Here is a 17,549-nt window from a genome sequence, read left to right as displayed (position 1 = left end):
GAACTCGCGCTCTGGTGGAGTGAGAACAACGTTCTCTTTTTAGTGCATAGACACTGGTAGCTGTCCAATTAGTTCAACGTATCCATGACCGCAAATGTGGTCATATTTCGTAAAACTATCTGACAGAAGTGGCTCTAATGTGAGTCAAGTTAAGTAAATTGGTTGCATATTGCTCCTGATTTTCTAATCGGTGCGGATCATTCTCTTTTCTGTGGACTAGTTTCAACGGTGGGATTCAAAAGGTCAGTTTCCTGACAGCCTGTTTTTGGAAAGATTTAGAACAATTTGAACGCCAAATTTCAGGATAGGAATAGCCGTTGATAGCGAATTTTTGAGAAGGAATGTTGGATGAAACGCAAAACCTCAATCAGTGTAAAGTTTACTTTAATTGTATTTTGTATTTCAGCGATTCCTTTATTCATTGTGTCAGCAATCAGTGTGAATAGTTCGGTCGATTCACTGAGAGAATTACTTGCTAAGAATCTAATGACAAAGTCTGTGATGGTTGGTGAGAGCATTGATGATTTCTTTACCCAACGTATCGCCGATATCAAAGTCTTGTCGCAGGCTGATGTGCTGGAATCAGATGATACTGAGGCGGTGCAACAGTATTTCAGTGAAGTGATTGATGCGAATAAGCTTTTAAGTGATATATGGGTGATTACGCCCGGAGGAAAAGTGAAAGCAACGGCGAACGAACAAGAAAACGTTGGCTCGGATGTGGGTGATATTAACCCTTCCGTCTTTACCTTGTTCGAGTCGGCATTAAACGCTCAGCAGGGTGACGTTTATTTAACTGATTCTGTGCCTTATCAGAATGGTTCCAGTGTATTTCTGGTCACGCCCATTACTGATGATTCCAATACCATTGTCACATCTGTTTTATTGGTGGAAGTCAGTATGGCTCCGATCAAGCAGATTGTTTCCACGTTTAATGACAACGTGATCGGCGATAAATTTGTTTATCTTTTGAATGATGACAGTGAAGTTATCGCCTCTGATGATCCTGATCAGACCTTGTATGAGGCGTTCAACGATCTCGCCGTAAAATCTGATGTGCTCAATGCCACTGAAGAAGATGGCAGCAACGCCTTCGTGATATATCACGACGTGTATGGTCATGAAGTGATGGCTGGCATGGCTGACATGCGGGCACATGGCCAGAACGGTGCTCTTGATTGGGGCATTATCGCTGTGGCAGAAATTGAAGCCATTGGTGCCCCGGCTATTCAATTGCGCAATTTGGTTGTCTCTATTGCTCTGTTCTGCGTCGCTTTTTCCTGTATCTCTGCCGCTTTATATAGCCGTTCATTGGTGAGACCCATCAAGATGATCTGCGAGCGAATGGATGATTTGGCAAAAGGCGACTTGACCGCTCGCCTCCATATCCGCAGCAATGATGAAATTGGCATGCTGGCAAAGACATTCAACCATTTCGTTGAGAAGCAAGGCAGCTTGATCCGTCAGATTTCCGATTCGACAACCCAACTGCGTAACGAGTTGGTGAAGGTTTCAACGGCCGTCAGTGAAACGCAGAAGGCGAGCGAGCAACAATTAGAGGAAAACCAACGTGTCGCTTTAGCGGCAACAGAGATGACGGCGAGTATTCAGGCAGTCGCTGTCAGCGCAGAAAACGCGTCGACGGAAACAAGAAACGCTGAGTACGATGTGATAAACGGGAAAGAGGTGATTTCTGGAACAATCCGGAGCATAGAAATGCTTGCTGAGGATATTCAGAATGCTTCAAGCATCGTCCAGAAAGTTGAAACAGACAGCAATGAAGTTGGCAAAGTGATGGATGTTATCAGCGGAATTGCCGAGCAAACAAACCTGCTTGCATTGAATGCAGCTATTGAAGCGGCGAGAGCGGGTTCACAAGGGCGCGGTTTTGCCGTTGTCGCTGATGAAGTGCGAACGCTCGCCAGTTTGACACAGCAATCAACCGGGGAAATACGCACCATTGTGGAAGGGCTTCAAGATGGTTCTGCGAATTCTGTTAAAGCGATGGCCAACAGCTCTGAAAAAGCGAGCCAATTGATAACCTCTGCTGCAGATGCTGATGAGGTACTGATTAAGATCACCAATAAGACGCAAACCATTTCTGAGATGAACAATGAAATCGCGTTGTCGGCAGAGCAGCAGTCCATGAGCTCTCAAACCATTAGTGACAGTATTTTACTGATTACAGATATGGCAAACAAAACCGGTGAGTGTGCAATACGCTCGAAAAGTTCGGTTGAGAAATTGGAAGGTATTTCCAGAACTATTGATGGGCTTATTGGTCGGTTTAAGTACTAGTGCGACCGGGGAAAGCTGAATATCGTTACCAATCGTTACGATCTGGCAGGATGACAAAAAGACGTGCTACAAGCTCTGCAACGAGCACAGCGAATATGAAGTCCGCATCGCATCATAGTGTGACTAAGTTGTGAGGGAAGGGCGATTTCCTATCATTAATGAGCTATCACTCAATATCGAAAGGAGCTGTACGATGATCCAAGTGTTGGCCATTGACCACATTGTTTTGCGAACCACCAAACTGGAAGAGATGTTGCGCTTTTATACTGAGGTGTTGGGTTGCGCGGTTGAACGTGAAACCCCACCGGAAACCGGCTTAACGCAATTGCGCGCGGGTAATGCACTCATCGATATTGTGGTGGCGGACAGCAGACTGGGTAAGATGGGCGGCGGCGCTCCCACACAATCAGATCGCAACGTGGATCATTTCTGTCTTCAGATTAAAGCGGTAACTGAACAAAGCATTCTCGATCTCCTCGACGCACATGGAATTGCCCACGAAGATTTTGCCAGCCGATATGGCGCGCAAGGTTACGGCAATTCCATCTACCTTGAAGACCCAGAGGGCAACGTGGTGGAGCTCAGATGTCAGCTTGACCAGTTCAATCCTGCTCATCCTAGTCAATCCAGCTTTTAACAAAGATGCCAGCGACCCTTGGCCTTGGGTTTAGGGCGCTGGCGACAGGTTTATTTCCCTCTAAAGATATCTGCATTCAGGCTTGCAAGAGAGTTCCCGGCATAGTTGATCAAGAAAAAAATCACGTCAGCCGTATCATCCGTCCAATCAACATAAAACAGCGAGCGCACGCCATCGATATCGTTGTCGATACTGTTGTGATCAAAGATGTTACGGCGGTAGAAAGGTTCAGCGAGAAACTGCAGCTCTTCTTTTAAAGGGATGGTGAAGTGCAGTGTGACGGGGTTCTTAGCAATAGGGAGCGGCAAGAAGCGCCCAGAGGAGAGGTAGAAAATGGTGCCATATTGCTGAGTCGTCGTACCCGCGGTATCGGCATCTTGCTGCAGATCCATGTCTGAAACAAATTCTCCTTCAAGGTTGTAGTTGGTGATGCCCCGGGCATTATCTCGCCATTGACTTTTTGGGTATCCGTCGTTGGAAATAGCGTTTTTAATTTCTTGAAGTACCGCTTTGTTGACCCCTGTGGCATCAAAGACGATCGCCGGCTTTCCAGTGCGGATAGCCGCTGCTGTCGCTAACCCTCCACCCAAAGAATGCCCTGTAAAACTGACGTTATAGCCGCTGTACTTGTTGGCGAGATAGGCTGATTCACGAATCACGGTTTCAAATTGAGGTGGCACATAACCAATTGATAACAGGCCGTCGTTCACCCAGTCAGAGCTACCGAGTTCACTGCCTCTCAATGCCACGACGGCTTTATCGGCCTGTGTATACACCGCCAAATGAAAACCAATGCTTTGGTCTTGGATGATTTCGCGCAATTGCCAGCCGGATGGCGCGCCGTGGGATTGGTAAACATGTTCAGACAGTTCCATATAGGGCAGCGCCTCTCGGGCGAGGTTGACCGACGGCGGTTGGTGGGTTTTATACAGTGTGGTCGTAGCGTTTGTTGTGTGCGTGTAGTTGGGTGTAAACACGGTTATCCAAAACGCCCCGATAGCGCCAAGCTCTTCTGCGGTGGTGGCATTAACAGCCGGTGAAGCAAGTCCCAGGTAAATGGCAATAGTTAACGCGATATGCCTTTTCATCTCGTAAGTTCTCCCGTTTTGTAGGTTGAGTTCAACTGACGGTGGTGCTTGTCCCTTTACCTTAAATGTTACGAGAAGGTTAATAAGAGGCGGCGGGGCTTATCTGTCTCAATCGCGTGACGCTATCCTAAGGTCGTACACTTGTGTTGGAAGTAAATAGGCGATTAGCTTTTTTAAAACAGACGCTTAAAGAAATTTAAGGATTGACCTTTACACGAGCTAAGAATGAAAAACCGGGCAGTAGTAGCATTTTCGGCTTAGAAAACGGGGCTGGTTACGGCAGAGGTTGAAGGGTCTTTTAGGGAAATCTTGGGGGTAATCTGTTCGATAGAAGCGCGCTGTCGCAAACGGTTCAAGATGGATTTGGATGATGAGAGGGGAAGGTTAAATTCGGCTGATAGACTTTCGTCGGTACCTATTAAAAAGACGCCACGCCAAAGAGGAAATGACAATATTTCAGAGGGCGATTTCCAACGACCAACTCGGCAGAGTGCTTTCATTGGTCGTTGGAATAAAGGCCGAAATCATTTTTGGACTGGCGATTCCTGAGTTTCGCTGTTTGATGCCTGCTTTGGATTGATAAAACATTTCCAAATCAGTACGGACGTAATGAGTGCCGCGACGTTGACACCCCAGATCGGCGTTAAAGGCTCTTCATTAATGCTTAACGTGCTTATAGAGCCAAGGTTAAATGTAAATTTGAAACTTGAGTCTTCTGGGAAAAGCATAAACTCAAGCCGAAATCCGGTTGCAAATTGATATGACAGCTCGCTGATAAAGATGATGGGTATCTGTAAAAGCTGCAATGCGAGGGCCTGGTAGTATAGGTTCCTTGATGTTCCCCCCTCCAGAATCAAGATCCCTGCAATGAAACTCCAAGCGAAAAGTGCCATTGCCGCGACAAGAAGCGCGTAAGATACCGTGTCTACGTCGGGGTAAAATAAATACCCGCCAGATATCACGATTGCAATCATGCCGCCGCCGACTAATGTGGCGCCAAGGTATCTTCTAAGCCATTTTTCCAAACTAACATCCTTATCTTTCGAGAGCTGACCTGAAATGGCGGGTAATACTGCTGTTTTGTCCTAAAACTTGATACCCGAAGAGTCGATTTCTAATGATGGGAATTTATCAAATAACGTAGAAGTATCATTACTTTAAATAATGAATTTGTGAATTGACCTGAACATTATCGAAACTGTCTTACAACCGTAAAATTTATCCCATTAACGGCCGAATATTTGTGATTTCCACATTGGCGAAATCTGGATGATTTTGGTTGAGTATGACGTTCATTTTTTCTGGCTGGAGGAGGGAGGGGACAAACAGCATTAAGGATTCTCGTTTAGAAAACCAACCATCGCCAATGTTCTGGGTGGCTGCCATATCTGAAGGGTTGGCAAACAACTCGGCGCTTCGCTCTGGCAACACTGACAGTGCGGTCCCACTTGCCTGCATTTCTATCAGGCTGAAAGTGCCTCTGCCCTGAAGGTTATCTGGTACTGACGCCATTAATTCTCCAACGGCCTGCACCATGTCTGTCGCGCTATAAAGCACGTGTGACCCTTTGGTGTGCCATCGGCCATTAAAGAGGTGCGAGCCGGAGCTCAAAGGATTGACGGCGTAAGGCGTGCTGATGATTCTATACAGTCGAATGTTGTTGTGGTAGACCAAACCGTCCGCATAACTTGGCCCTTGATAGATGGGTTGCGGGCAAAGAATCACACGCTCTGAATCTTGGCACTGTTTATCAAAAGGTGAAGGGTTGTCGATGAAGGCAATGAACTCTGAGGAAAAGGCGTCGACGGCGGCTCCCGCTGCCTGAATGTAAGGGGTTGAATACTCGTAAGCGAGCTCTATTTTGGGGTACCAGTAATTGAAAGGCCCTGCGACGGCAGGGGGAAGAAAGATAATGGCGAGTAGCCGGCCTTTCCAATCCTTCCACATCCAACCTTTTACGCCAAAACACTCCGACATCTTTTCCAGAAAGCCCTTTGACGCGATCTCTTCTTCCGTTGGCGAATGACGCATAATGGGAACGTCATTTGCCACTCCGAAGTGACGTCGTATCTCAGCATCATTGGGCTTTTTTGTCATGGGCGATAAAGGAGAAAATGGGTATAGACACACTTGCCTATTCAGTGGATCGCGTTATTAAACAGAGTGTGGCTCCAGGCTGTGGTCAACAGGTGTGTCAGTTCATGGAAAACCAGACCAAGGCTCAGCGATTCGGCTGTGCTTTATTACTGAAGGGTACTTAGTCAACAGACCCTCGGCCGACCTTATTTTTCATCGCGATATCTTGCGCATTAATTTTCACCATAACGTCTTAGTTTTGAACGATAGTTGTAAGAAGAATTGCGATAGTTTGGTGAAAGGATGCAGTGGCTCGCTGCAATGGCGAGCCTGTTCAATGGATTGAAAAGGATGATGCGATGTTCGGACATGTGCTCTCTTCAGCATTTAACTTTGCCTTCAAGAATTTAGGAGTATTGTTCCGCGTAACAATCATTCCTATTCTTTTAAGTGTGCTGCTGGAAGTGGCTGCCTTCTCGTTTAACAGCGCAAGCATGGTGTGGGTTGATTACGCGTTGTGGAGCGTGCTCAACACCATTATTGCCGTCAATGTGCATCGTATTGTGTTGATGGGGCCAAACTCAGTGCCGACCTTCGGCCGCTTTACCATTGGCAAAATCGAGATTTGGTTTTGGCTGCATTACATCGCGCTTGGTGCCCCTTATCTGCTGGGCTCTTTTCAGTTTGAGTGGGCTGGCCCGCTTGTGATTTTGCTGGCGATTGTCGTCATGGTCTTCGGTTGTCGCCTCAGTCTGGTTTTCCCTGCCATTGCGATGGGCAAAGGGGTGTCCTTTCCATATGCCTGGGAACAAACGGCGCAAAAAACCTTATTTATGGTTTTGGTCGTGATAGTTGCACCGATTGTTTTCGCCATCATATTTGTTCCAGTAATGTCACTGGTTGTATTCATTGCGCCGGATTCCTCGCCAATTTACTCGCTGGTCAGCACCAATATCGTGATCGCTTACGTGACGATTCTAGCGGTGATAGCGCTTTCATTCGCGTATCAGGATCTGACCGGTGATGACCATTCAACCCCTTCACCTGAAGCACCTCGGGAAGAATGACGACAGATTGTCGAAGGTAATGCTGTTGGTGTCGCATTGGTTGAAGCGACAGTGAGGGCATTGCGAACAATGGAATTAGCGCTGGAAAAAACAGCCAAAGAGGTATGAATGTTTGAATTTAAGACTGGCGATTGGGTGTTCACCACGCAATCGGGTGTTTGGCAGGTCTACCGTATTGAGCTTTTTAAGGCGTTTAGTCCTTCACGCAAGGCACTTGAAGATAAAACGCTGGTGTTCGCGAAGCGGTTTATCGACGATACAGGCAAGGCAGCATTTACTCAGGAATTCTTCTCTCCCAACGCGTTATTCCCTGTAAAAGGGGAGGCTGAACACGACTTGGATCTTTACATCAAAAGTCATCCCAAGCTCTACGCTAAATTTCTCCGATACAAGCCTGAACCGATTAATACGGTTTTCCATTGTCGCGTTGAAACGCCAGAACATCAGTCCACAGAAGATATCGCGGACATGTTCCCAAAAGACGTGGAATTTACCCAATCAGAAGCGATGAAGTTTGTTGATTCGTTGGGGCTGAAATCGAACAGTTATCCCCTTTGGACGGTGGAATTTGTTTCCCGCGGTACCGTGTTGCGCGATGGATATGTCCGCTATGTGTTCAACCGGGTATTGGAGTTTTAATAGCGACGGCTTGAGTGGGTTCAGGCGGCTTATGGTTCTTCTGCTTTAACCGCCATGACCAGACGATACAGTGGCAGTTGATTGTCGATGGGGCCAATGGCTTCTTCACTGATGCTAAAAGGGTGTTCACCCCTGAACGTGAAGAAACTGCCGAGTGTGGTTTTCTGAAACCTTTTCACCATCCATCCCATGCTCGGGTGGTCGAACAGGTAAATCTGATCGCGCTTTTTTGGCCACCATTTAGGTTGGCGGATGGCAACTACGTAATCGTCTGTGTTGAGTGTCGGGCTCATTGAAGAGCCCGCTATACGCATGATTTTCAGCATCTCAAAGATTTCGTTTTAGGCATTTAGGGCTTGAGGTCAGGATACACAGTTGGCAACTCTGGGAGATAGGGACAATCTGCCGTATAGGTTTTTACGCCTTTGGTTTGCCAGAATATCTCTGCAAAGCGGTTCACTTTGTCCAACAGTTTCAGAGCCGCATCTTTGTCCGATTCCTGCTTAACCACCGATGCCAGCATCATGATTTCATGGGTCAGGGAGTGGATTTCTGGAAACTGGTCAAGCTGCGGTTGCTTGAAATAGTCACCCCAGATAATGCGGATTTCTTCTTTTAGCTTTTTACCGTGCTCTTCTTTCTGTTCAATCAGGCGTGCAAACGTCGCTTTCTGCTGCTTAGTCAGATCTTGTTCTGGCAGCTCGTTGAGCAGGTCAATCATACGGATCATCGTCAGCACGGCGATTTGCGCGTGGACAGGATCATAGATTTTGCAGGGAATATCGCAGTGGGCAGAGACTCTGCCAAAAGAGAATGCGTGGTCGAGGCGTTCCATCAAAGAATGAAGCATGGTGGTTATCTCCGTGACTTGGATTTCTTATCCAGATAAGTAATCGCAAAGATGATGAGCGCACAGCCAAACAGAATCGGCATTAGCCATAGAAAGTGGATGAAATCGGCTGTCCAATGCGCATGATCGTGGCCTTTGTGGGCGAACACTTCTGTGCTGAAGAGGAACAGAAGGGCAAACAGTGTGAAATTCTTGAACATGGTTTCCTCCGGCCGCTCAGGCAGCGCGTTGGGTAGTTTGTTTGAACACGACCAACTCACTGAGTCCGGCTGAATAAGCTTTTAAAAGCTCAACAAAATGCTGGTGGTCCGGTGAGGCCTTTTTAAGCTGGACTTCGATGATTTCCAGCGGTGATTCAAGGTGGAATCGGGCGAGTTCAGATTGATCTGATTGCTTATAAACGGTGGCGAGGTTGTGATGACAGGCAAGCCAGGCTGAGAGCTTTTCGCGGTCTGTGAACAGAGACTCGCTGTTCTCATCCAGCAAGGTGAGGGCATCGAAGTAGTTGTCTTCGGCATGCTCCATCTCATCAATGGCGAAGTATTGGTTCCCCGCCAATATCAAGTTTCTCCAATCATCCATATCATTGCGCCTCAATCATAATGATAACCATTCGCAAGTGATAATTATTATCGATTTGAGTGGAAAGTAAAGACAGTTCCAAAGAGAGAGCAATTGAAATGCCCGAAATGTGATGCAGATTCGAGAGTAGGGAAAAGAGATGTATGAGGGGTTTGGAGCTGTGGAATTAAGAAAATCCCGGCGACAGGTGCCGCCGGGAGCGATTTTAAGACTTCGAGCTATTCAGTGCTTTCTTCGCAAGGTCATCGGTCAGCTTGTGCATTTCCGGCATGATGCGGTGAATCAAATGCAGCTGCTGCAATACCATGCGAGCCGAGCTGCTTTCTTCTTCGCGCCAGCGCTCAAGGTGTTTGCCGAGCGCTTCATCCAGACACGGCGTTTTCTCGAACGATTCGCCTGAAAGCTTCGAGACCAAACAATCCAGCTCTTCGTGAATACCGCGATGCGCTTTGGAAACCAGTTCGTGGATGCTGTCGTCGTCCATTTGCATTCGATGTGCGCCCAGTGCAGATATATAACTCAGCATGGCGTGGTTCAAACAAAGGAAACGGAAACTTTCATCAGTGGCAGTGCGGTATCGGCCAGGCTCTGCCAGCATATTACTGATAGCGGTTGTGAGCTGGGCATCACCATTGTGCGCTTCACGACGGGCGACACGGTAGGCCATGTTGTCGCGTTTACCAATGCGGTATTGGCCGATGATTTGCGCCAGGTAATCGCGGTTAGCAGCGACAGAATCTTTCATGATCCCGCGCAGTCGGTGAGCCTGCCAATCCGGCAAGACAAAACGTACTGCTAGAACAGAAAGCGCACAGCCAACCAGCGTATCGCCAAGGCGCGGCAATATCACTGCATAACCTTCACCCAACTGGTTAAAGCACATCAATACCAGCAGGGTAATAAACGCGGTGGCGGCGGCGTAATGGGTGGTACGGAAGGCGAAGAACAACACGCCGAAAAGCACCATCAACACCAGTTGTCCGGTCAAATCCGGAAACAGAGTCAGCAGCGGCAAACCCACCAACAAACCAATCAAAGTGCCTGAAATACGTTCTGTCAGCTTGCTGCGCGTGGCGGAGTAATTGGCCTGACAAACAAACAGGATAGTCAGCAAAATCCAGTAGCCTCGGGTGAGGTCAAAGCCCTGAATAATGCCGTAACCCACCGCCAAAGCGAGGCTTAAACGCACACCATGACGGAACAGCAGAGATTTAGGGGTTAACTGGGCGCGAATGCGCGAAAGCTTGTCGCGGAAACCGTGCGCATCTGAGTCGGCAATCTCTTTGTCTTCATCCGTTTGTGTGGCATCTGGGTTGCTGACGTTAGAAAGCTGGCGCTCGACGGTCGCTAAGTTTCGGAACAGAAAATCCAGCTGAGGCAGTAATGGTGTCCATTCTGGATTGTTCTGCGCTTTTACATAAAGCAGGGATTCATTGAGCTCATCCAGCGCTTTTACGCTTTCTTCACCGTGTCGGTAAGGCTGTCCCAGTGTCAGACACTGCGAGACTTCCAAACAGGCTTTGGATTGCAGGTGCAAAAGTCGCTGCAAGCGGAACATCACATCGCTGTGGAAGAAGACTTCCGCCAGTTCCTGATAGCGGTAGTGTGAGGAGTTGGCGCGCTCGTGAATGTCCTGTGCCAGAAAGTAAATCTTGAGGTATTGGCGGTTGCTGTCGCTGAGTCTTCCGCCACGAACACGGTTTAGCAGCGCGGCTTTGGCACTGTTTAGCGCGGTCACAACCAGCGCATTTTCCTTTGCATCACGCAGACGCAATGGTTGCGGTTTTAAATCTCGACTTGGGTGGAACATCTTTGATTTCTGATCGAGATAACCGGAAAGGGATTTAAACAGCGCAGCGAGGCTTTGTTGCACTGGCTGGTGCGGCCATAGCAGCAGCCAAATCAGAGAAATAACACCGTAAAGCGCGGCACCTGCCAGCAGAAGTGAGGGTTGATACCAAAGGTTTTGTGACTCGTGCGCACCGAGCATGGTGTAAACAGCAATAAGCAAGGATGCAAATGCAATACTGGCATACCGCGCGCCTATCGCGCCCAACATGATAAAACCGAAGGTTGAGGTCATGAGACCGGTAACAAACCACCATGGGTAATCAAAAAGCAGCTCGATAGAGAAGGTGGCGACGGCGAAACAGAAAAGGGTGGTCAGCAGCCCAGAGAGTCTGCCAGAGAAGTTGTCGTCTGTTTCTGCCAATGCAGAGGCAATAATACCAAGAACCAGTGGTGTGATGGCTTCCGATGCGCCATACCACCAACAGGGAAGGGCAACACCAACGAGGGCGATAAACACGCGGACACTATAGTTAATGCGGCTGTTGGCCCAGTATTCCCTGAATGTAAGAGAAGTTTTCTTTGAAATCATTTCAATGCAGCGTTAAGGCAAGTGTGGCTAAGATAGCAGATTAAAGGTGTCATCCAAGGGACGAGATCAAAAAGGGAGACTATTTCGCTTGGACAAGACAGGGAAAGCGGCCTTTTGCTTGATTTTCATTCATCTATCTAAACTCTTTGTGTTGTTGGGCTATAAATAACACCTGAAATTGATATGCTGTACATATAGACAGGAAAATAGAATCCAACCATGAAACTCACTGCCTCCAATCTGGCTCAGTGGTTTGTACAGGGCGATCACTACAGTATCGCGCTGGACGAGAACCAACTGGTTTTTGAATCCAAACAAATGACGCAAACCGTCCCATTTTCTATCTGGGATGGGCAGTGCCGCGTGTCTCGAGGTCTGGTTTGGGGGCGACTGACTTTCATTGTTTCTCCTGTAGATCGGCCCGCACAGAAAATCGCGGTTTATGGTTTGCCCTGGAGTCAGGTGCATGAGTTTGCTGAGACGCTCTCTGAGCACTATCAAGCGTGGCTGGGTAAGCAGCAAAACAAGTTCATGCTGGTGGAACCGGAATTGATTGCGCTGCGTGATGAGTTGCGCGACTTCTCGGGTTTTCTGCGAGTTGAAGATTTGAAAGCGTGGCAGGTGAAAGCGCAGGAAGTGTTTGAACGGTGTGGTGTATTACCGCAAGTAATGGCGACAGCCAATCCTGCGCTTTATCAATCACTCTACGGCTGGCTGCAAAACGGTGAAGCACAACGCAACGCCCGAAATACTGCATGGCGTGATGAAGAGTTAGCGCGTTGGTCTACCTGGTTTGATGGCGTGGAATCGTCACCGTTGAATGATTCACAGCGTCAGGCGGTGTTGATGGACGATAACCACAACTTGCTGTTGGCAGGAGCAGGTTCAGGTAAAACCAGTGTGCTGATGGCACGGGCGCAGTATTTGGTTGCCAGCCAGCAAACGGAACCTTCACGCATTCTGATGTTGGCGTTTGGTAAGAAAGCCAGTGAGGAAATGGCGGAACGTTTGGCGAAAGCGGGTTTGAAAGGCGTGGAAACCTCAACCTTCCACGCTTTTGCGCTCAAGGCGATCAAAGAGATTTCCGGTCAGGACGCTAACATCGCACCGATGGCGACGGATGAAGAAACCAAACACAGCTGGATGACATTGTGGTTGGCGGAAAACTTCGCACAGCCTGCGGTTGAAAAGCGCTGGCTCAAGCATTTGGCGCAGTGGTCAATTCCGGGTTTATCAGCAGAGCGTCCGCTGGTGGAACAGGCACACGAAGCTAAGCTGCAAAGGTGGCTGTGGCGACTGGTGGATTTGCTGGCGCAACAAAGCCAATCAGTAACCACGATTAAAGCGTCGATCAAAGGCGATGAAAAAGCTGAAAGTGAACTGGCATTGGTTCAGCCAGTGCTAAAAGGCTATCTCGCTGCGCTGAAAGAACAGAAGGCCTATGACTTTAACAGCCTGATCAAAGAAGCCACCAAGCTGCTTTCCAAGAAAAGTGAATCCTTCGGTGCACGCTACGACCACATTATGGTCGATGAATATCAGGACATTTCTCCAGCGCGTCTTGCTTTGTTGGAAGCCCTTTGCGGCGGTAAACGAAACCGTGCGCCGTCGCTGTTTGCGGTGGGGGATGACTGGCAGGCGATTTACCGCTTTGCAGGATCTGATGTCAGCCTGACCACGGGTTTTATGAGCCGTTTTCCTTCTGGTGTCATTCGTTATCTTGATACCACTTATCGCTTTAATTCCCAGATTGGTGCTGTTGCCAATGCGTTTATTCAGGTCGATCCGCAGCAGCTCAGCAAACCGCTCGACAGTGCACGAGAGCAAAAGAAAAAAGCAGTGCATTTGATGCCCTCGGATGCGATGGAATCGGTATTGGAGAAACTGGCAAAATCCGCTGGCGACAAACCAACCAGCCTTCTGTTAATTGGCCGTAATAATGCGAATAAACCAGAGGCTCTGAGCGAGTGGCAGAGTCAGTATCCGAATCTATCTATCAGCTATGTCACGGCACACGGCAGTAAAGGTCTTGAAGCCGATTACAGCTTTATTCTGGACGTGGATGACGGCACGTTTCCGGCCAAATCTTCAGGAGAAGGATTGGAATCTGCATTGCTGTCAGTGGCTGATGAAATGGAACATGCGGAGGAAAGACGCCTGTTCTACGTGGCTCTGACTCGTGGACGACATGAGTGCTGGGTGTTCTCCCACCCGGAAAAACCCTCTGTTTTCGCGAAAGAACTGTGGCAAGGAAGTTATCCTGTCACGTCTAAGCTTTCGAAGAAGGTGCTGCAGGCGGTTTAAGCCGCCTTCACATCTTCATCTTTGTACTGCTGGGCAATATCGACAAAGGTATGTTCGCAGGCCAAAAATGCATCCACCACGGCAGGGTCAAAGTGGGTGCATCTTCCCTCCAAAATAATCTCTTTGGCTTTTTCATGGCTGAATGCGGGTTTATAGACGCGTTTGGAAATCAATGCATCGTAAACATCAGCCAGCGCCATTAACCGACCCGAAAGCGGGATCTCTTCGCCTGACAATCCTCGCGGATAACCTGAACCGTCCCATTTCTCATGATGAGTGGCGGCAATCTCACGGGCAAAGCGCAGGAAGGCAATGCCATCGCCACTTTTCTCGGTAATGCTGAGTGCATCTGCGCCCAGTTGGGCGTGGGTTTTCATGATGGTGAATTCTTCGTCTGTCAGCTTACCGGGTTTAAGCAATATAGCGTCAGGAATACCGACTTTACCGACATCGTGCAGCGGTGCTGATTTGTAAAGCAGGTCGATGGTTTCTTCTGTCAGATAGTTTGAATACTTGGGCTGGCGCTTCAGTACGTCAGCCAAGGCTTTTACGTAATGCTGAGTGCGGAGAATATGCGCACCGGTTTCGTTGTCCCGCACTTCTGCCAAGGTGGAAAGCCCGACGATGGTTGCGTCCCGCGTGCGGTTTATTTCGTCATAGCTGTTTTTGAGGTCGCTGAACATTTTATTGGTGTAGTAGGCAATGACGCTGAGTTCGCCAGCTTGGCTCAGTGGCACTTTTTCTTCGAAGTTGCCGGATGCTGCTGCGGTCATTGCATTGGTTTGACGGGTGAGCTGCTCGCTCACCAGTGCTGACCCATTAAAGGAAATTAGTGCGATGTATACCAATACAACCCCTGCAACATAAATAAACTCTTTCAGAATGCTGTCTATATCAGCAATGTCTACCTGGTGTTCTGTGTGCTCGACAAGCCACAGTAAATCTTTGGTCACGACTAAGCCTAACAGCACTGTCACCATGACAGTCAAAAACATCGCGCCAAGGCCAATTTGTCCTGCCAGCGGTTTGATTTGGTCAGGCATTTGATTCTTGCTGATGTTGTGCTTGGAAAGGTGACGGGCGTTCGAAATGGCCAAATCGAGGTTGATGACAATGCCGAGTAAGGTAATGCCAAAGATAACCTTGAGATTACTGTCGAGAGGAAAATCGTAAAGCAGAGAATACCAACCCGCAAAGCCGACGCCCACAATCGCGAACAAGCCAACATTGGTTGCCAGACTGGCTTCATCGTGTTTGACGGCGCGGATAATCAGGCGGGAAAAGTAGAGCAGGATAAACACAGTAGCGGTCTGGATGAAAAGCACGGCGGTAGGCAAGGCATCGATAAAAGGGCAGACCCGAGCGCCATACAGGGTGAAAATAATCACGGCTGTAACGTAGTGGAGCACCGCACGAGTTGGCGACTGATAGTGTGTGGTATCTGTCATAAGTCCCTTTGCTTTCTGATAGGGTCTGTTGACCTTTGGTGGTTAAGTTTTGTTCTAGCGAAAAGCGTTTTAGGCGCGGCGAGGTGTTTGCCGCCTAGTCATTCTAAGCAAATACACCTCAACAAAGCATAAAACGCTTTTAGCAGAACCCTTCGGGCAGCGTTTGTGGCGACTTTCTCCTGCGTTATCGGCTTCTCATGTAGGCCAGCTACACATCGATGCCTCTGCCTTGCATAAAGTCGCCGCAAACTGCTGCAAAAATCATCACCAAAGGTCAACAGACCCTAGGTATCTCTAAGATTTTAGTCTTAATAATGAGACCTGTAAGGCGGAGAACTTATTTCATTGATTTTTAACGCCACATTGCATCAAGGTGCGCTCGGCAATCATCTCGGTGATCAGCACATGATAGTGAAAAGGGCTTTGTTCATTGGAGGCTGTGGTTTCGGGTTGTGTAAGGGCTTTTCCGGTGAGATGGCTGAATGCGCTGAAGACAGATTTGGATGAATCGCCCGTGGCAGCTATACCGAGTTGGGCACAGACTGAAAGATTGTTAATTAGCGATAGCTGCATTGCTTGTTCGTTGTCATCCCGAACTGACATGACGGCAAAATAGTTACCTTCTCGGATCCACAGTTCGCCGTTGTTCAGAGGCTGTTTCTCGCCGCCGTCTGTCATGCTCCAGGGTTCATTAAACCCCATCGCTGAAAGTGTGCTTTTCATCTGTTCTGAGTCTGGGAATGACCGGCTTTCGCCACCTGGTGTATTGGCGAGCGCCATTGGTCCCAGAAGCAACGTCGCAACAAAACAAACTGTTTTAGACAAGCGATTAGCCATAAAGAACCTCTGAACCGTCACTTATTTTCACAAAGCTAATGCCTGATTTGATCGATTAATTTATGCAATCAAGCACAGCGCCCCTTAATGCCAACAACGGCGGAGTGATAAAAACCTTTAGAAATTAATTGATGACGTTGTCACAAAAGAGAACTAAAAGTCGCACTTTTGGAGAGGGTTCTTTTGATTGAGTAAGTAGAAAAACCCTTGAATAAACAAGGTGAAATGACAGATGTGTCAATGACGAAATATGCAACTATCACTTTGAAATAATGCGCTCTTTTGCCTATAAGTTATTAATGTAATAAGCGGTTTAGCCAGTGTTTGTTACGGCACTGTTGTAAAAATGTCCAACAGTTTTTATCTGCTCGGTCGATAGCAAGGGCAAGCGAGTGATACCCAGGTTAACCGGAAGTACCGCAAACAAGATGTAGAAAGGTACTTTCAGTTCAAGCAATGTTCGCGGACGCGCAGCCATCCTATTTTCCGTGTATTTGGTATCCAATAAGAGCAGCATTTCCGGCGAGGATGTTAAATGAACACAAATTCGGCTCAAGCAAAAAAGCCGCCGGCCAAACATAAAGAAAGAGTAATTATGGGGCTTCAAGCCATGGATTTTATCCAGCATGGCACTGAAGCTTCTTTAGAAATTGTGACTCCTTTAGGGCAGCGTCTTAACTTCAAAGCTAACTTTATTGGCTTTGATGATCAGCAACATATTTTCTTCACGATGCCGCGTCTTGCGAAAAACGAGTATGAAGAGTTTTTCATGCAAGGTTTCAACGTCGATATTGAAGGTATTTCTGAACAGGGCGAAGGGGCGTTGGTTCGTTTTAGAACCCGAATCGAACACGTGGTTTATCGTCCTATTCAGCTTTTGGTGTTTCCTGTGCCGCAGCAGGCGAAATTGGTTCTTTTGCGTAATGAAGTCCGCTATGAACTGAGGCTGCCTGGCGATATTCAGATGTCCAACCGCAAACTAAGGGTGATCCTGACTGACGTGTCTTCAGCGGGTTGTGGCTTCAGCTTTGACGCCATTTCTCCTGAGTTCGATGTGGACACCAAAATCGTGTTGGAAGTGATTAATAGCACCAATGGTGACACTTATGCACTGAGTGGTGCCGTGAAAAACTGTCGTAAAAAACGGGGTAAGCAGAACTACGGTATGGTCTTTGATGAACCCGGAAAGGCGAACTGTCGCCGATTACTGTCCAACCTGATTTACGACGGCACCAAGTACGTGTTCAAGAGCCCGAAAAAAGACCAATCACCGGGTACATAACAAAGGAAAGCACCGCTGAGGCGGTGTTTTTTTAGCCTGAATCCGATGAAACCTATCAAAA

18 protein-coding genes are annotated in these 17,549 nt (G+C 48.0%); 7 read left to right on the top strand and 11 right to left on the bottom strand.

From position 1 onward, the window contains the following. Positions 1-348: 348 nt before the first annotated feature. Together GCE9029_RS07080 and GCE9029_RS07075 are read left to right on the top strand one after the other, a co-directional pair. The gene (locus tag GCE9029_RS07080; protein WP_062662119.1) at positions 349-2,298 is read left to right on the top strand and encodes a methyl-accepting chemotaxis protein; all 1,950 of its coding nucleotides are present in this window, start codon (positions 349-351) and stop codon (positions 2,296-2,298) included. A 193-nt stretch (positions 2,299-2,491) separates the two neighbouring features. After that, positions 2,492-2,935 (top strand): VOC family protein, encoded by a 444-nt coding sequence (locus GCE9029_RS07075; RefSeq protein WP_062662117.1) that lies wholly within the window; start codon positions 2,492-2,494, stop codon positions 2,933-2,935. Between the two features lie 50 nt (positions 2,936-2,985). Here GCE9029_RS07075 and GCE9029_RS26315 read toward each other — a convergent pair whose 3' ends face one another. The 3 genes from GCE9029_RS26315 to GCE9029_RS07060 all read right to left on the bottom strand — a co-directional run bounded on the left by GCE9029_RS26315 (position 2,986) and on the right by GCE9029_RS07060 (position 6,120). After that, positions 2,986-4,023, bottom strand: coding sequence for a Tle-like phospholipase domain-containing protein (locus tag GCE9029_RS26315; RefSeq protein WP_157487781.1), 1,038 nt, complete (start codon positions 4,021-4,023; stop codon positions 2,986-2,988). 524 nt (positions 4,024-4,547) lie between these two features. Then, positions 4,548-5,048: a hypothetical protein gene (locus GCE9029_RS07065; RefSeq protein ID WP_062662115.1), complete on the bottom strand. Its 501-nt coding sequence runs from the start codon at positions 5,046-5,048 to the stop codon at positions 4,548-4,550. A gap of 193 nt (positions 5,049-5,241) precedes the next feature. Further along, complete coding sequence (locus GCE9029_RS07060; protein ID WP_062662113.1) at positions 5,242-6,120, bottom strand: RES family NAD+ phosphorylase; 879 nt, start codon at positions 6,118-6,120, stop codon at positions 5,242-5,244. 17 nt (positions 6,121-6,137) lie between these two features. On the opposite strand from GCE9029_RS07060, the gene GCE9029_RS26505 reads away from it, so the two are divergent. The 3 genes from GCE9029_RS26505 (at position 6,138) to GCE9029_RS07050 (ending at position 7,805) form a co-directional block, all read left to right on the top strand. Further along, complete coding sequence (locus GCE9029_RS26505) at positions 6,138-6,284, top strand: hypothetical protein (RefSeq protein ID WP_197475328.1); 147 nt, start codon at positions 6,138-6,140, stop codon at positions 6,282-6,284. A 123-nt stretch (positions 6,285-6,407) separates the two neighbouring features. Continuing rightward, a complete protein-coding gene (locus GCE9029_RS07055; RefSeq protein WP_062662111.1) occupies positions 6,408-7,166 on the top strand; it encodes a hypothetical protein in 759 nt (252 codons plus the stop codon). Between the two features lie 108 nt (positions 7,167-7,274). Beyond that, entirely contained in the window at positions 7,275-7,805 is a 531-nt protein-coding gene (locus tag GCE9029_RS07050) for a hypothetical protein (protein ID WP_062662108.1), read from the top strand. Between the two features lie 29 nt (positions 7,806-7,834). Here the strand turns inward: GCE9029_RS07050 and GCE9029_RS07045 are convergent, their stop codons facing one another. The 5 genes from GCE9029_RS07045 to yccS all read right to left on the bottom strand — a co-directional run bounded on the left by GCE9029_RS07045 (position 7,835) and on the right by yccS (position 11,617). Continuing rightward, on the bottom strand, positions 7,835-8,131 hold the full coding sequence (locus GCE9029_RS07045) for a S24/S26 family peptidase (protein ID WP_062662106.1): 297 nt from the start codon (positions 8,129-8,131) through the stop codon (positions 7,835-7,837). 23 nt (positions 8,132-8,154) lie between these two features. Beyond that, a complete protein-coding gene (sodN, locus tag GCE9029_RS07040) occupies positions 8,155-8,655 on the bottom strand; it encodes a superoxide dismutase, Ni (protein WP_062662104.1) in 501 nt (166 codons plus the stop codon). Positions 8,656-8,660: 5 nt separating this feature from the next. Further along, the gene (locus GCE9029_RS07035; protein WP_062662102.1) at positions 8,661-8,855 is read right to left on the bottom strand and encodes a hypothetical protein; all 195 of its coding nucleotides are present in this window, start codon (positions 8,853-8,855) and stop codon (positions 8,661-8,663) included. 16 nt (positions 8,856-8,871) lie between these two features. Then, a complete protein-coding gene (locus tag GCE9029_RS07030) occupies positions 8,872-9,237 on the bottom strand; it encodes a DUF2753 family protein (protein ID WP_062662100.1) in 366 nt (121 codons plus the stop codon). Positions 9,238-9,442: 205 nt separating this feature from the next. Then, on the bottom strand, positions 9,443-11,617 hold the full coding sequence (gene yccS / locus GCE9029_RS07025) for a YccS family putative transporter (RefSeq protein WP_062662095.1): 2,175 nt from the start codon (positions 11,615-11,617) through the stop codon (positions 9,443-9,445). A 219-nt stretch (positions 11,618-11,836) separates the two neighbouring features. Between yccS and helD the strand changes: the two genes are divergently transcribed. After that, entirely contained in the window at positions 11,837-13,921 is a 2,085-nt protein-coding gene (helD, locus tag GCE9029_RS07020) for a DNA helicase IV (protein WP_062662093.1), read from the top strand. On the opposite strand, the gene GCE9029_RS07015 is transcribed toward helD, so the two are convergent. From GCE9029_RS07015 to GCE9029_RS26310, 3 genes are all read right to left on the bottom strand, one after another. Beyond that, positions 13,918-15,369 (bottom strand): HD domain-containing phosphohydrolase, encoded by a 1,452-nt coding sequence (locus GCE9029_RS07015; protein WP_062662091.1) that lies wholly within the window; start codon positions 15,367-15,369, stop codon positions 13,918-13,920. The genes helD and GCE9029_RS07015 overlap by 4 nt on opposite strands. Before the next feature lie 342 nt (positions 15,370-15,711). After that, entirely contained in the window at positions 15,712-16,206 is a 495-nt protein-coding gene (locus GCE9029_RS07010; protein ID WP_231870050.1) for a hypothetical protein, read from the bottom strand. Between the two features lie 313 nt (positions 16,207-16,519). Beyond that, positions 16,520-16,684: a hypothetical protein gene (locus tag GCE9029_RS26310; protein WP_157487780.1), complete on the bottom strand. Its 165-nt coding sequence runs from the start codon at positions 16,682-16,684 to the stop codon at positions 16,520-16,522. Positions 16,685-16,741: 57 nt separating this feature from the next. On the opposite strand from GCE9029_RS26310, the gene GCE9029_RS07005 reads away from it, so the two are divergent. Next, positions 16,742-17,488 (top strand): PilZ domain-containing protein, encoded by a 747-nt coding sequence (locus GCE9029_RS07005; protein ID WP_062662089.1) that lies wholly within the window; start codon positions 16,742-16,744, stop codon positions 17,486-17,488. The last annotated feature ends 61 nt before the right edge of the window (positions 17,489-17,549 follow it).

This window comes from Grimontia celer, assembly GCF_900055185.1.
In the GTDB taxonomy this organism is placed as follows: Bacteria; Pseudomonadota; Gammaproteobacteria; order Enterobacterales; family Vibrionaceae; genus Enterovibrio; species Enterovibrio celer.
This window is presented reverse-complemented; position numbering and strand designations above follow the sequence as displayed.

Coding starts and splice junctions, on each gene's coding strand:
- GCE9029_RS07080 (WP_062662119.1), top strand. CDS start 349: ATGAAACGCAAAACCTCAATCAGTGTAAAGTTTACTTTAATTGTATTT.
- GCE9029_RS07075 (WP_062662117.1), top strand. CDS start 2,492: ATGATCCAAGTGTTGGCCATTGACCACATTGTTTTGCGAACCACCAAA.
- GCE9029_RS26315 (WP_157487781.1), bottom strand. CDS start 4,023: ATGAAAAGGCATATCGCGTTAACTATTGCCATTTACCTGGGACTTGCT.
- GCE9029_RS07060 (WP_062662113.1), bottom strand. CDS start 6,120: ATGACAAAAAAGCCCAATGATGCTGAGATACGACGTCACTTCGGAGTG.
- GCE9029_RS26505 (WP_197475328.1), top strand. CDS start 6,138: ATGGGTATAGACACACTTGCCTATTCAGTGGATCGCGTTATTAAACAG.
- GCE9029_RS07050 (WP_062662108.1), top strand. CDS start 7,275: ATGTTTGAATTTAAGACTGGCGATTGGGTGTTCACCACGCAATCGGGT.
- GCE9029_RS07045 (WP_062662106.1), bottom strand. CDS start 8,131: ATGCTGAAAATCATGCGTATAGCGGGCTCTTCAATGAGCCCGACACTC.
- sodN (WP_062662104.1), bottom strand. CDS start 8,655: ATGCTTCATTCTTTGATGGAACGCCTCGACCACGCATTCTCTTTTGGC.
- GCE9029_RS07035 (WP_062662102.1), bottom strand. CDS start 8,855: ATGTTCAAGAATTTCACACTGTTTGCCCTTCTGTTCCTCTTCAGCACA.
- GCE9029_RS07030 (WP_062662100.1), bottom strand. CDS start 9,237: ATGGATGATTGGAGAAACTTGATATTGGCGGGGAACCAATACTTCGCC.
- yccS (WP_062662095.1), bottom strand. CDS start 11,617: ATGATTTCAAAGAAAACTTCTCTTACATTCAGGGAATACTGGGCCAAC.
- helD (WP_062662093.1), top strand. CDS start 11,837: ATGAAACTCACTGCCTCCAATCTGGCTCAGTGGTTTGTACAGGGCGAT.
- GCE9029_RS07015 (WP_062662091.1), bottom strand. CDS start 15,369: ATGACAGATACCACACACTATCAGTCGCCAACTCGTGCGGTGCTCCAC.
- GCE9029_RS07010 (WP_231870050.1), bottom strand. CDS start 16,206: ATGGCTAATCGCTTGTCTAAAACAGTTTGTTTTGTTGCGACGTTGCTT.
- GCE9029_RS26310 (WP_157487780.1), bottom strand. CDS start 16,684: ATGGCTGCGCGTCCGCGAACATTGCTTGAACTGAAAGTACCTTTCTAC.
- GCE9029_RS07005 (WP_062662089.1), top strand. CDS start 16,742: ATGAACACAAATTCGGCTCAAGCAAAAAAGCCGCCGGCCAAACATAAA.